Origin of the sequence: Chitinophaga sp. MM2321, from assembly GCF_964033635.1 — a bacterium.
Classification (GTDB): Bacteria; Bacteroidota; Bacteroidia; order Chitinophagales; family Chitinophagaceae; genus Chitinophaga.
On sequence record NZ_OZ035533.1, the window covers coordinates 174,727 to 190,024 of the forward strand.

At 41.6% G+C, this 15,298-nt stretch carries 10 protein-coding genes; all 10 read left to right on the forward strand.

Going from position 1 to position 15,298, the window contains the following annotated elements:
* Positions 1 to 168: 168 nt before the first annotated feature.
* The gene (locus ABQ275_RS00685) at positions 169 to 1,008 is read left to right on the forward strand and encodes a metallophosphoesterase (protein WP_349316336.1); all 840 of its coding nucleotides are present in this window, start codon (positions 169 to 171) and stop codon (positions 1,006 to 1,008) included.
* A gap of 33 nt (positions 1,009 to 1,041) precedes the next feature.
* Positions 1,042 to 1,683 (forward strand): SMI1/KNR4 family protein, encoded by a 642-nt coding sequence (locus ABQ275_RS00690; protein WP_349316337.1) that lies wholly within the window; start codon positions 1,042 to 1,044, stop codon positions 1,681 to 1,683.
* A gap of 94 nt (positions 1,684 to 1,777) precedes the next feature.
* Positions 1,778 to 2,620: a hypothetical protein gene (locus ABQ275_RS00695; protein ID WP_349316338.1), complete on the forward strand. Its 843-nt coding sequence runs from the start codon at positions 1,778 to 1,780 to the stop codon at positions 2,618 to 2,620.
* A gap of 226 nt (positions 2,621 to 2,846) precedes the next feature.
* A complete protein-coding gene (locus tag ABQ275_RS00700) occupies positions 2,847 to 3,989 on the forward strand; it encodes a hypothetical protein (protein WP_349316339.1) in 1,143 nt (380 codons plus the stop codon).
* A gap of 31 nt (positions 3,990 to 4,020) precedes the next feature.
* The gene (locus ABQ275_RS00705; protein WP_349316340.1) at positions 4,021 to 4,953 is read left to right on the forward strand and encodes a hypothetical protein; all 933 of its coding nucleotides are present in this window, start codon (positions 4,021 to 4,023) and stop codon (positions 4,951 to 4,953) included.
* Between the two features lie 6 nt (positions 4,954 to 4,959).
* Positions 4,960 to 5,256 (forward strand): hypothetical protein, encoded by a 297-nt coding sequence (locus tag ABQ275_RS00710; RefSeq protein WP_349316341.1) that lies wholly within the window; start codon positions 4,960 to 4,962, stop codon positions 5,254 to 5,256.
* Positions 5,257 to 5,258: 2 nt separating this feature from the next.
* Positions 5,259 to 5,615 (forward strand): hypothetical protein, encoded by a 357-nt coding sequence (locus tag ABQ275_RS00715; RefSeq protein WP_349316342.1) that lies wholly within the window; start codon positions 5,259 to 5,261, stop codon positions 5,613 to 5,615.
* A 29-nt stretch (positions 5,616 to 5,644) separates the two neighbouring features.
* Positions 5,645 to 7,066, forward strand: a complete 1,422-nt coding sequence (locus ABQ275_RS00720; protein ID WP_349316343.1) for a hypothetical protein — start codon at positions 5,645 to 5,647, stop codon at positions 7,064 to 7,066.
* An 88-nt stretch (positions 7,067 to 7,154) separates the two neighbouring features.
* Entirely contained in the window at positions 7,155 to 10,823 is a 3,669-nt protein-coding gene (locus ABQ275_RS00725) for a hypothetical protein (protein ID WP_349316344.1), read from the forward strand.
* Positions 10,824 to 10,846: 23 nt separating this feature from the next.
* Complete coding sequence (locus ABQ275_RS00730) at positions 10,847 to 15,202, forward strand: DUF6443 domain-containing protein (RefSeq protein WP_349316345.1); 4,356 nt, start codon at positions 10,847 to 10,849, stop codon at positions 15,200 to 15,202.
* Positions 15,203 to 15,298 lie beyond the last annotated feature (96 nt).

Genomic DNA, 15,298 nt, shown 5'->3' on the forward strand with positions numbered 1-15,298 from the left:
AAGAAAGTCTGCATCAGCCATGGATCAATATTTTTTGTATTTTATGATGGAGATGTTATATATGTTTGCCAGGGAGACAATTTTTTTCGGGGGTTGTCATCATTTTATCTTTTCATTAATCTCTTCCGGAGATGATATAATCACCGGTTGAATTTTTACTTTTATTGTATGATGAACAGACGCGATTTTTTCAGGGGCGTATCTGCCGCTATAGTCATTCAGGCTTGTGGAAAAATAGTATCCGCAGCCACCCGCCAACATTTCGACAGTAAAACGGTGTTCCGTTTTGCCATCGGGTCCGACTGGCATTATGGTCAGCCTGATACAAAGTATGACCTGTTCTACCAGGAGCTGCAAACGGCCTTTCATGCCTATGAAAGCAGCCATCCCTGCGAGTTTTTTGTGTTGAACGGGGACGTTATCCATAACAACCCGGCCTTGTTGTCACCTGCCGCCGCCCTGTTGAAAAAAATCCATCCCCGCGTTTTCGTCACCCGTGGCAACCACGACATGGTTACGCCGGAAGCCTGGGAACAGGCCTGGGGCTTCCCCCTGAACCACGACGTAGTGGTAAAAGACCAGGTCATCCTGCTGGGCGACACCGCCGACATCACCGGCAAATATCTTTGTCCGGATATGGACTGGTTTACCCGCAAGTTGGACCAATACAAACATGCCCCCAACATCTTTATATTCCTGCACATCACGCCGGTTAAATGGACCAAGCACGCCGTAGACTGCCCCGAATTCCAGGCGCTGATCCAGCAATACCCTAATGTAAGGGCCGTATTCAACGGTCATGACCATGATGAAGACAGCGTGAAAATGCTCAACGATAAAATACCTTTCCTTTTTGATGGTCACATCGGTGGCAGCTGGGGAACCGGCTACCGCGGTTTCCGTGTAATAGAGTTAAAAGAAGACGGCAGCATCCTTTCCTTTATCATGAATCCTTACAACAAACAGGGAGAACGGTCGTTCGGAAAAGCCATTGCAGCCGCTAAATAAGATTTACCTTGCCGGTAGAAAACATTTTAAGAGATGACCATACTGGAAGAGCTGGAACAGGAATATCATTTTACCTATCCATCTTTATATAAAAGACTATACAAAGACGGAATGCTTGACTGGGGTGAATTGAATCACGAATGGATCAATGACGTATACCCCGGATTAAAAGGATCACCGCCGCTGCTACTATTTGCCAACAACTTTGAACTGATGGATGGTGAAGGCATGTCGGAAGAACTGGAAGATGGTTTTCCTTTAGCTGATAAAACGCACCGCTTCGTACCATTTGCCTTTAACAGCACCGGCGACTGGTACGCTTTTTATTATAATCTGCAAAACGGAGAAGACATTCCGATTGTACAGGTAATGCGTGATGAAAATGAAGCAGTCATTCTCGCTAAAAACCTGCAGGACTTTATTTTTTCGCAGATGTTGGAAGCTGTAACCAACATGGATGCCAATACCCCTGACCTAATTGTTGACGGCGACTTTAAAGAAAACTGCCGCAATTTCCTGCGTACCCATGCCCCCTACCTGACACCACATCAACAGGGCATCGTAGCCGCCGCATATGAAAAAGGCGGTCTGACCGGATTGGAACTACATCCTATCCTGGAAGCGGAAATCAGTTTCGAATGGCTGGATAAAAGTTTTAAGTATAAGGTGGAATAAGACCAGGATTTTTTTGATTTTAAGGATTGGCCTGATGGGTCGGGGAGATTTTTTGCGATTTAATATTATAATTGTATATTATGTGTTAAAAAGTATGAGAGCTATTTGCACAAGTATTATTATGCTGTTTTCTGCTACCCAGGTATATGCACAACAAAATTCATATCCTTTACTTCCCGGAAAGGTGGGTATTGGCACTGATGCTCCGACAAAGTTGCTGGATGTAAGGGGTGATTTTAGGTTGGGATTAACGGAAGGTGGTACAGCCTACAGTATAGGGTTTACAAGGGCAGATGCACAGCTGTATGGAACTACCGCTGCCGGGCTTCTGTTGGGTGGCGATGGGACTGGAACAGATATGAACATTTCTCCTGCAGGTAACGTAGGGATAGGTGTTACAAATGCAGGTGCGCGTTTGCATGTTGTGAATGGCCAACAGCAGATAATGTTTGCCACAGGAACCTCCAGCTCCGGTTATACATTGAATATAGGGCTAAATGATGATGGGGTAAATTTTAATAATAATTCTTCACAGCGTGGATTCAATTTCAGTAATCAAAGCGGACAATTACTAACTATCAGTAATTCGGGAAATGTGGGCATTGGAACACCGCATTCAACTGGATATAAGCTGGCTGTAGCAGGAACAATAGCCGGCCGCAAGGTAAAGGTGACCCAGGAAACCTGGGCTGATGATGTATTCCATGATGATTATGCGCTTCCGTCTTTACAAGCGGTAGCCAACTTTATCCGGGTGAATAAGCATTTGCCGGAAATCCCTTCTGAAAAAGAGGTGAAGGCTGATGGATTGGATCTTGGTGAAATGAATCGGTTGCTGTTAAAGAAAGTAGAGGAGCTGACATTGTACATTATTCGTTTAGAGAATAATAACCTGGAATTAAATAAACGCATGGAAATGCTGGAGCAAAAGCACTGATACAATTACTTTGCATCGCTGTAGTTTTTTCGTGATTCCATTTTTTTACGAATGTCTATAAATTACAACTATGGTTGTATATGATTTGTCCCTTTTTATTGGTTCCTTTATTTCAAAGTTTGTTTAAAAAGCCTATAATGTTTGAATACCCTTATTCTTCGTAATTATTAGAACCGGATTCTCTTAGATATAGTTTTAGTACTGTAAAGTTCCTATACCCTCAAATATGAAATATCAAATAATTGCAGCCCTTATTCTTTTGTTTGCCCAAAACAGTGGTGCTCAAAATAACACCTTTCCCACAACAGGTAATGTAGGTATTGGCACAGGAGTAAGCGTCCCTCAAGGGAAGTTACAAATTGCAACGCTGGCGACAGATAGTGTTTCTTCTATACGAATTGGGACCGCCAATGACCGGGGGAAAATAGAAGTCCCTGTTAATGGTGTTTGTGGGGGATATAATATAGATTTTCATACCTGGCGCGATATTGATCCGAATCAGATAGGTGCAAGAATAAGAGCTGAAAGGATTAATACCTATTATGCCAATAATGCACTGATCCAGGGAATGGACCTTGTTTTTTCGACCTCTACCGGAAGGTCGCAGGATTTGCTTACTGAAAAAATGAGAATTCTGAGCAATGGAAATGTAGGCATAGGTGAAGTCAGCCCGCTCGCAAAACTGCATGTCACAGCAGTACAGGGGAGTCCATTTGCAACATTCGTACAGACAAATGTTGCGGCTGCGGATGGATCTCTGAGCATAATAAATAACACCAGTGCTCCTGGTTCTTTCATTCCCAGCCTGGTTGGCAAATCCTATGCACCCGGACGACCATTCGGGATATACGTTACCGGTATAGCAGAGGATATTGTACCATCAACAGCAGATGCCAGTGGCGCTGCTGTTGTCCTTGATGGCAGGACTAAAACCGCTAGCAAACTATTAAATAATAATGTATTAGCAGTGAGTAATTATGGTGAGAGCTTAATGATAGTAAAGGCAGACGGGAATGTTGGCATTGGTACTACAGATACCAAAGGATATAAACTGGCTGTGAATGGCAGCGGCATTTTTACCCGGCTGAAGGTTAAGTCTTATGGCACGTGGCCGGATTTTGTATTCGATCCTGGGTACCAACTTCATTCCTTAACGGACGTAGAAAAATATATTTCCCTTAACAAGCATCTCCCGGGTATTCCATCTGCTAAGGAAGCTGAAGAGGAAGGCATAGACCTCGGAGATATGAACAGTAAATTATTACAAAAAATAGAAGAATTGACACTTTATATCATTGATATGAAGAAAGAGGCATTAAAACAACAAAGCAGGGTGGATGATCTTGAGAGAATAATACAGCAACAATAATTCTTCAAATTTTATAAAAGATAAAACCTGTATGGAGAAAGTTTATAAAACCTTGCTTTTTGTTTTTTTGTTGATCATTAGCCACATGGCTTATGCTCAAAGTGTTACAGGGACTTTTAAAGTGAGTGGCGGCATAGATAAATTTTATCCTGTTACTTTTTTGGATGCGGGGTGGAACGCCAATGTTGCCCCTGAGTTGCAGATTGGTCGTTCAAATGTTCATCTTGATAGTTCCTGGCGCGGATCAATGACAGCCATATTCCGGTTCCATATTACTAATTGGGGAAGTGGTTCCGGTTTTATTGATGCGGACTTGCGCCAATATAATAACCCTAACTTAGGATATAAGCCATTTATAGCAGGATGGCGAGATGCTTCAGTGAGTAATGCTAATGCCCGTATTATCATTTGGCTTAGGGGAAATACGACCTATAATTATACGTGTACTTTTAATGTGAGCCCCGTAATTTATGATGGGGTTCTGAATCCACTCCCTTTTCAGGAGGTAGGCGGGCCTGCCCATTCTTTTAAAACAACCGTAGATACCTATGTGAACACAATGGGTTCAAGTTATAACCATTCGGCATATTTCAACGGAGGAGGTCTGAATTATTTTGCTGGTAGCGTGGGCATTGGAACCTTAACCACCGGGCCGCATAAACTGGCCGTAGAAGGCACTATTGGCGCCCGCAAGGTAAAGGTACAACAAAGCACCTGGGCTGATTATGTATTTCATCCTGAATATCAATTGCCTTCTCTTACTGCTGTAGAAGAATTTATTCTTGACAATAAACATTTGCCGGGTATCCCATCTGAGGCAGAAGTAAATAACAATGGAATAGATCTGGGTGATATGGACAAAATGCTACTTCAAAAAATAGAGGAATTGACACTGTATATGATAGAATTGAAAAAGGAGAATAATTTATTAAGAAGCCGGGTGGAAAAACTTGAAATTAAATAGTAAGGTATGAAAGGGTTTGTACTGTTATTGATATTGATGGCAACTATTGACGTGAAAGCGCAAACTGTCACTTACAGCACCATTGATTTTCCAAATGTGTATGCAAATAAAATAACAACCTGTTTGTTTAGTGCCAATTTCAGATCCGGATTCATTCATCAGACCAATGGTTCTATAAATATGGGGCTGACAGGTGTTAAAAATCACAATTTCAAATTCCGATGGTTGGCACATGATGCCGGAGCTATTGACTATTCATCTGATATTGATCAGGTAATGTACCTGGATGGTTGGGGAATCTGAATGTGAAGAATTCAATTGCTATAGGTGGTTTGAACTTTGATCCTACCAAGTATAAATTATTGGTGGAAGGGACTATTGGCGCAAGAAAATTGAAAATAACCCAGCTTAGTCCCTGGCCGGATTATGTATTTCAAGCAGACTATCCTCTTCCTTCATTATCGTATGTAGAAAGGTTTGTCAGGAATAATAAACGCTTACCGGATATACCTTCTCAGGAAGAAATAATGACCGATGGGTCAGACGTAGGAGAGATGAACAGGCTGCTTATGTTAAAGGTGGAAGAGCTGACGCTCTATATTATTGAGCTGAATAAGAAAGTGGAAGTATTACAGGCTTTGCATCAGGAGAGACCCAGGTAGTTTTTTAAATTTTATGTTAATGTAGGTGTATGAAACTTTTATCTTCACTGGTAATTATGCTTTTTTTTCTTTCCAGCGTTATTTACGCGCAGGATAGCCTGATCCATAAAATAGACCAGGTTCCCGGAAAGTATCTTTCACAGGTAAAGCAAAAATCAGATAAGCTGGAACGGCAGATTACTGCGCGTAGTGATAAAGTATTGAGCCGCTTCATGAAGCAGGAAGAAAAGCTGAAGCGGCGGTTGGGCCGTATTGACTCCCTTAAAGCAAATAATCTTTTTGCGCATTCCATTGATTCTTTAGGCAGTCTTAAAGCTAAAATGCATAGCAAACTGGATAAGTATGCAGGCCCGTTAACGCAGGCTGGCGGCCCTTATCTGGATAGTCTTGGTAATTCGCTCGCTTTTTTGAAGCAATCGAAAGATTTATTGCAGCAGTCAAAGGGCATCACAGATAAGTTGAATGGTTCTATGAAAGCTGTAGACAACCTGAAAGATAAATTACAACAGGCAGAACAGGTAAAAGCGTTTATCCGTGAACGTAAACAATTGCTGAAGGAGCAGTTGAGTCAGTATACAGGCTTTACCAAGGATCTGCAAAAGATGAATAAGGAGGCTTACTACTATGCACAGCAGATAAAGGAATATAAAGAGGTGTTTAAAGATAGAAAGAAGGCAGAGCAGCAGGCGATGGGCATCATTAAGAAAATACCTGCTTTTAATGACTTTATGCAAAAACATTCACAGTTGGCAAGTCTGTTTAATATGCCAACCGGCGATGCAGCCGCACAGAGCCTGGAAGGATTACAAACCCGTGTCCAGGTGGAGCAATTGATCCAGCAACGGCTGGGTAGCGGCCCTAATGCAGGAGCTGTTGTAAGTCAGCAGATGGCGGAAGCCCGCAGCAAATTTGATGAATTGAAAAGTAAGTTCCCGGATCTTGATAATGCCGCAGAGATGCCGGATTTCAAACCCAATGAAATGAAGACAAAAAGTTTCCTGCAACGGTTGGAGTTCGGCAGTAATATTCAGTTTCAACGTAGTAATAAATTTTTCCCCACCACCGGTGATCTGGCTGGGCAGGTAGCTTATAAGTTTCATAAAAATGGGAGTATAGGTGCGGGCCTTGCCTATAAACTAGGCATGGGTACCGGTTTTGATAACATCCGGTTTAGCAGTCAGGGTATGGGCATACGCTCCTTCATAGACTGGAAACTGAAAGGAACTTTTTTTCTTAATGGCGGCTATGAGCAAAACTATCAGCCCAACTATATCGCATTGCCTGAAGGCGTAGGGCAGCAATGGACACAGAGTGGATTGATCGGGATCAGTAAGAAGTATAAAATCAATAGCAAAATGAAAGGAAATATGATGGTGCTGTTTGATTTTTTATATAATCAGCATGTGCCGAGAACGGACCCGGTGAAAGTGAGGATGGGGTATAACTTTTAAGAGAGGCACGAGAAAGATTTTAGTTCTCTGGGATCGAAGGATTATTAGAAGATGAAATATTAGACCTGATTAAATAGTAAATAGGGTTATGAGATATATATTTCTAGTATTAATGTTGATATCTTATAGAGGGGTCGGGCAAACAACTCCTGAAATTCAATTGTCTAAAGTAATTGGCCCGTCGCCCACCGCAGCTTCCATACAGAAATATGGAGATTTTAAAGTGGGTACATACACGGGTGTACCAAATATTAATATTCCACTCTATACTATCCAGTTGAAAGACCTGACGGTGCCCATTTCTATCTCTTATCATGGTGGTGGTATTAAAGTTGATGAAGAGGCATCAAGAGTTGGGTTGGGGTGGAGCTTAAACGCCGGAGGCTCCATCAGTAGGAATGTTTTAGGATTGGATGACTTGTGGCAACAGAGTTTAGGACCGAATTCTTTTGACTTATTAGGATTTCCTTATTTACCACTTGTAAATGCTTTGAGTCTTCGCTTTGGAGGTTATACTTATGATATATCAAATAAACTTGGACTCACAGTAGATCCGAGTATGACCAATGTTACACTTGATTTGGAGCCGGATATTTTTTATTATAATCTTCTTGGAAATAGTGGGAAGTTTATGCTGCAAAAAAAGGATACGGCGGCGATTTTTGAAGATCCATCTTCTAATATTAAGATAAAATTCAAAATTGCTCCATATACGGTTAATGACACCACTACTGCGAGCAGGGTTGGAATAGACTGTACAATATCTGCTACAACAGATGACGGAACAATTTATTATTTTGATCAATTTGAAAGTTGTGAAATTGAAGCGGGTCCTGGCGGAGGTTCTGTGCCTGCACGGAATCATATTACAGCATGGTATCTGACTAAAATCAAAACGGTGAAAGGTACTGTTGTTAATTTTAATTATACACAATCGAAAACCGGGTATACATACACCCTCAATCAACCGTCAGTACGTAAGTATCCAATCCCTGTACAACCAGGCGCTCCTACAATTCTTGATACATTACCTATGGAAAGTGTGATTCCACGTAATAATTATAGAAATTTGTTGTTGAGCAGTATTACATCTACAAATTGCAATGTATATTTTAATTATGATAGCAGATTGGATCTTCAGGGAGATAAAAGGCTAGTTTCGGTAAATGTGATAGATTCAAAAGGGGCGACAATAAAGAAGATAAATTTGATCCAGGACTATTTTACTGCAAATGCCCCACTTAGTAACACGCTCGATTTAGGAGGTGCGCTATGGTACAACACATCAGGACTACCAGACAGCAATTGGATCACAAAAAGATTAAAATTAACTGAGCTAAGAGAAAGTTCACCCGACAATCAACTCACGCTTTCACATAAATTCATTTATAATGAAAACCTTCTTCCTGTAAAAAACAGTACTTCCCGTGATCATTGGGGATATTTCAACAATGCATCCAATGGAAAGAAGATATTGCCAGACCTGTACTGGGCCTTTCCTGGTCTGATACGTGTTGCCGCACCCCCTGTTTATGATTGCGTACCGGATAATCCTAATGATTTCAGTAATAGCAATATACTATATAGCGAGATTCCGCAAAGATATTATATGCATAATTTCGGCGCAAACAGGGAAATCGACACCAATTACAGCAAAGCATTTATGCTTGAGAAAATAATTTATCCTACTGGTGGTTATACCCAATTTACGTTTGAACAGAATACCTATGACAAGAAGAAGTCTTTTGTGCATGATCCTAATTCCGGCTTCTATGATTATACCCCCAATAACAAGAGTATTGCCTTTATTACAGGAGTTTCCGGCATTCCACCCGGATATACGCAATCATTCAGTTTGGATATATCTGCCAGTGATATTCTACCTGGTGATGCAGTGGCACTGGTTACGCTACGATTGAAAATATTAAAGGGAGGAAGTAACACTTATCCTTCTACTACCAACACTGTTATCACGCTTAAAAATGCCGGGGGAACAGTAGTGGGGCAGACAAGTTTCAACGCTTATAGCCAATTAACCAATAATGGAGACAACACCTATTCTCCAACTCCCATCAGGGGAAGGCTTCCTGTCGGGAATTATACGGTACAAATATCTTTTGGTGGCAATGATGTAGACAAGAATGCTGTATACTATAATATAACAGGAGATTGGCTTAGGGTGAATGATCAGAATACGGATAGTGTTATGTATAAATATGCAGGCGGATTGAGAATCAGAAACATTTCCAGCTATATTTCTGATGGCAATTTAGCATCATCCATCAACTATATTTATCATTTTACTGCGGATAATAACCATAATGGTATCCCTGAATTTTATTCTACGGGAAAGATGATGGAGCGGCCCAATTATTTTGACGCCACTTTAGGAGTTGTGCCCTATCAACTTATGCTTAAATCAACGTCAGATGCGAGTGCTAATATTGGATATGATAGTGTTATCATTGAACAAGGGAAGATTAGGCATCTGGAGGCATATGTGAATAGCAGTTACAGACCCAATATTTACAAAATGTATTACACATCCAACGGAAGTGAAATGATGCCGCTTGGATTATCTAATCTTCCTATATTTAATATACCTGGTGCAGGAATCCCTAATGACAATTTGAGTATTGATCTGTTTTTTGATTTTAAGCCAGCAGGGGTTAAAAATTTCTTTGATCAGGCAAATGGAAAGCTGACAAAATCTATTGACTATTCTTTTGACGCTTTAACTGGAGGTTACAAGATTGTAAAGCAACTTGAAACCACGTATACTGAACAGGGTGTCGGTACGGGGATAGGTGGAATTATATGGGGAGACAGGATTTATGCGAGTTCCAATGGCATTTTTCAAATTTGTCTGAAAGGGCTCCCCAAAATATATGGAGCGACGAATTATTTTTATCCGGCCTTCCGCTCTTTGTCAATATTACCATTGCAATCTACTGAGAGAATCTATACATCTACCGATTCTATTATAACAACTACATATTACGCTTATGCAAGTGGTAGTGGGAATAGTTTCAATTCATTACTCCGCAAAAAAAGCGTTATTGACAGTAAAAAGGATACACTAATTGATTCATATACTTATCCATTTGATTATACTATTTCTGGTAATGGTTGGTTGCAGAAAATGCAATCGACTCATATGGTTGCTGTGCCAGTGGAACAACGTACATTGAAAGGTACACTTACAACAGGGGGGACATTTACGCAGTTTGATACAAGCAATAATATAATTACCCCGGTGAAAATATTTCAACTGGAATTACCTGGCGGTCCCCAAATAATTAGCCAAACAGACCCTGGTGGAATTCTCCCGAACGCATATCAGCCGAAGGTTGATATAAAATATGATGTTGTTGGAAATGTAATAGAACAAAAGAAAATAAATAATGTAGCCGAAATCTACTTATGGGGTTATAATTCTCAGTATCCCGTGGCCAGCATTATTGGCAGCGACTATAATACGGCTAAGCAATATATTAGCCAGAGTATTTTGGACAATCCTGCTAATGATCAGGCGTTGCAGACGGAGTTGCAAAAGCTGCGGACCAACCTGCAAAACGCCTTGGTAACAACCTATACCTATAAGCTCCTGGTTGGTGCAACCAGTGTAATAGATCCTGTGGGGAAAGTTACATATTATGAATATGATTCCCTGGGCCGTTTAAGACTTATAAAAGACTCAAATGGTAAGATTATAAAGCAATACGACTACCAATATCAAAAGCCTGTTACCCAATAAGGACCCTATTGAAAAGTATATATATGAATAACATGTTCTCCTATATCGTAAAAACAAGTTTGCTGGTATTATTATGCGCTGGTTTGCAAGCCCAGTCTCCTGGTGGCGCCGCCCGGCCTGCAGCTACGCCTGTGGGTGTTCCGGCAGCTTATACCAATACAACAATCAATTATATTCGTACGTGGGAGCCCAGTATGCCTACAACCGATACAGCTGCGGTTGTTGCTACTAACCGCACTGTATCAGAAGTTAAGCAGGCCACCCAGTATTTTGATGGACTGGGCAGACCACTTCAAACAGTATCAAAGGGAACCAGTATTACAGGAAAGGATGTAGTTGCTCCTGTGATCTATGACGAATTCGGCCGGGAACAATTCAAATACCTGCCTTATGTACCACAATCAGGCAGCACTAACGATGGTAAGTTCAAAACGGATCCTTTCAATGGGCAGAAGGCATTTTATCAGTCTGCAACCCTAATGCCAGGTGCAGGTGGAGAAAGTATTTATTATAGCCGCGTTGATTATGAAGCGTCTCCCTTGAATCGTGTACTCAAAACATATGCACCAGGTAATAGCTGGGCAAAGAATGATCTATCATCAGTGGAGAGAGGTGGTAATCGCCCTATGCAAAGCCAGTACCTGGTGAATACGGTTGCTGATTCTGTCAGGATCTGGGATTTGGCTGCTAACGGCATCATCCCCACGAGTGCAAGTGGTAGAACCTATGCTGCTGGCCAGTTGTATAAAAATATAACTATTGACGAAGCTGGTAGCCAGTTGGTGGAATACAAAGACAAGGAAGGCAAGGTTATATTAAAGAAAGTGCAGTTGGCTACCACACCCGGTACCGCTCATATGGGATGGTTATGTACCTACTATGTATACGATGATCTGGGTAATCTGCGTTTTGTACTTTCTCCCCAGGCATTAGCAACCATTACCAGTACGTGGGTTATCAGTCCTGCCCTTGCAGCTGAGCTTTGTTTTATTTATCGTTATGATGGTCGTAACCGGATGATCGTGAAGAAAGTGCCGGGCGCTGACTCCACAGAAATGGTGTATGATGTGCGTGACCGCCTTGTGTTTTCACGGGATGGTAATATGAAAGGACTGAATAACTGGATGACTACCTTTTATGATGGTTTGAACCGGCCAACAATGACGGCCCTATATAACGCACCTGGAAAGGACCGCATCGGGTTACAGACAATCATGGATGGCGCCACTTCCAATACACAGTCTATTCCCTATACTTTCCCTGGTATTGCTGATCTGGTACTTGGGAACTACGATGGAAAAAATCTTTACCAGGCAACGAATAGTATCACTTTGCAGGATGGATTTGATTCGGGCACGGGAGCAGAGATTACGGCAGAAATTAATACTGCCATTAATAATGGTAGTACAACTATTACGGTTACCAACCCCTTGCCCAATATTCCGGTCAGCGCGTTAACACCACTGACTTATACTTTCTATAGTGCTTATGATTTTGCCGGAAAGCAGAACTATGCCAGTACCGATATTACCAAACCGCAGGCTGGCAGTAACCCTTATGCAGAACCGCTGCCAGCAACGCAGAGTAATATGGTACAGGGCATGGTGACAGGCACAAAAGTAAAGGTACTTGATACGAATCAATGGCTAACAACCACCATTTATTATAACGACAAAGGCAGGGTGATTCAGACGCTGTCAGATAATATCAGCGGAGGACTGGATATCGCAACCAGTCTGTATGACTTCAATGGTAAGCTATTGAGCACTTATGTACGTCATAAAAACCAGCGTAGCGGCACTACCCCCCAGACCACCATGCTGACTATGATGCACTACGACGCAGCTGGCCGTCTGGACTCCCTAAAGAAACGACTGAATGACAATGATACACTTCTGAGAACCATCGCTTTAAACAGCTATGATGAATTGGGGCAGCTGAAAGCAAAGCGTTTAGGCGTAACCGGTACTACTAGTCAGCTTGAAACACTGAACTATGAATACAATATCCGTGGGTGGCTTAAAAGTATCAATAAAAATTTCGTTGCTATTAACAATAGCACGAGTAATTGGTTTGGTCAGGATTTGAGTTATGACTATGGCTTTACTGCGAATCAATTCAACGGGAATATCGCCGGAGCCAAATGGAAAAGCCGTGCTGATGGCGCTGCCCGCGCCTATGGTTATGGCTATGACAAAGCTAACCGTATAACATTGGCAGATTATACGCAGGCGAACAGCGTTGGTACCGTCTGGGATAAGTCCGTCACGGACTTTTCAGTGAGTAACCTGACATATGATGCCAATGGTAATATAGGTAGCATGACGCAGAAAGGTAAAACCAGCACTATACCGGAGATGGTTGATCAGCTGACTTACAGTTATTTTCCCAATAGTAATAGATTAAAAGCAGTTGCTGATCCCATCAATACCAGCTCTGCGAAACTGGGAGATTTTATAGATGGCAATAAAACAGATGTTGATTATAGTTACGATCCAAATGGCAATCTTAAGCAGGATTTGAATAAAAGTATCAGCAGCATCACCTATAATCACCTGAACCTGCCACAAAGTATCAGCATAACCGGTAAGGGTACTATCACCTATCAGTATGATGCAGCCGGTACCAAACTCAGAAAGATAGTTACAGATAATACGGTAACACCGGCGAAAGTCACAACAACCGATTATATAGGTGGTTTTGTGTATCAAAATGATACACTACAGTTTGCTGGTCATGAAGAGGGCCGTATCCGCGCTATATTCAAACCGGGTTTTCCGGTTGGCTATAAGTATGACTATTTTGTAAAGGATCACCTGGGTAATGTACGCATGGTGTTGACAGAACAAACTGAGTTCAGTATGTATGCCGCCACCATGGAAACCGAGAAAGCGCCGGTTGAGACGACCCTATTTAGCAATGTGGATGAAACACGGGCAGATAAACCTGTTGGTTATCCCCAGGACGAAACAACAAACCAAAATTCCTTTGTAGCCAAACTCAATGCCAAAGCAGATGGTAAAAAGATTGGACCCTCCCTGGTTTTGCGGGTAATGGCCGGCGACACTATTCAGATAGGTGCTAAGGCATTTTACAAATCGCAAGGCCCTGTAACCGGTAAAACACCACCCCCCGCAGAGGATATGATAGCTGGTTTAGTACAAGCCTTTGGTAGTGCAGCTTCCGGTGGCAGTGATCATGGAGCAACTAGTCCGGATAACAATACTCCTTTTACGAATGACTTTTATAATAATAACTACCAGCGTCTCAAGCAAAAGGATCCGGATCAGAACCGGCAGGATAAACCCAAAGCTTACCTTAATTTTGTTTTGTTCGATGATCAGTTTAATTTAGTAGACGACAACAGTGGTGTAAAGCAGGTAAAAGGAACCCCTGATGAGTTGCAAACGCTGGCAGTAGACAAGATGCCGATTACAAAAAGCGGTTTTCTATATGTATACACCAGCAATGAAACGGAGCAGGATGTGTTCTTTGATAATGTGATACTAGGCGTTACTTCGGGGCCTTTGTTGGAGGAGACACATTATTATCCGTTTGGGTTGACGATGGCGGGGATAAGTTCAAATGCGTTGAAAGGGACACAATACTCAAAGAACAGAAAAGAGTTCAACGGTATAGAGCATACGACGGATTTAGACCTCAATCAGTATGATGCGTTTTATAGAAACCTTGATCCGCAGATAGGAAGATGGTGGCAAATAGATCCGAAGCCAACAGACTGGGAAAGTCCTTATGCAAGTATGGGTAATAATCCGATCAAAAGCTCCGATTTTTTAGGAGATACATTAATTGTTAGCGGAAGTCAGGCGGCCAAAACTCAATATGCCCAAATAACGAATACAGGGACAGGAGGGTTTTATAAAACTAATGTAGCAAAGGATGGCAACGTAACCTTAAGTCCGACGGGGAAAAAGGGAGAAATGACGGCAGAGCAGAAAGCTTTTTACAAAGATGTGTCAGGAGTTATAGAAACGGGAAAGGTTAATGTTGAGGTTGTTCAGAATGACAAAAGCGTAATTGGCGGTAGTTACGCATCAGGTAAAATTGATGTTAGTGATATATCATCATTTGGAAAAGGCCCTGTTATGTCTGCACCTAGCACTCTTGCACATGAAATCGTAGAACAATCAGACAAGCAACTGAACGGAACGAATTATACAGATGCTCATAAAAAAGCATTGGGCACAGAAGAAACGATAACAGGCTATAAGAGAGATAATGGCTCTCAGGTTAATAATGTTAAAGTTGATGCTGGAGGGGTTACCGGTAGTGTTAAAGTCAATTATAGCAAAGGCGGAGAAGTTAAAACAGTTACAATACATCTTAAAAACGGGAATATCACTAAAGTTGATCAATAATGATAAAAAATACTTTACCATTTATTTTGGTGTTCATTTGTTCGAGTTGTACTCTTGCACAAAAAAAGGATAGTGCTTCAACTAAGAATGGGCGCG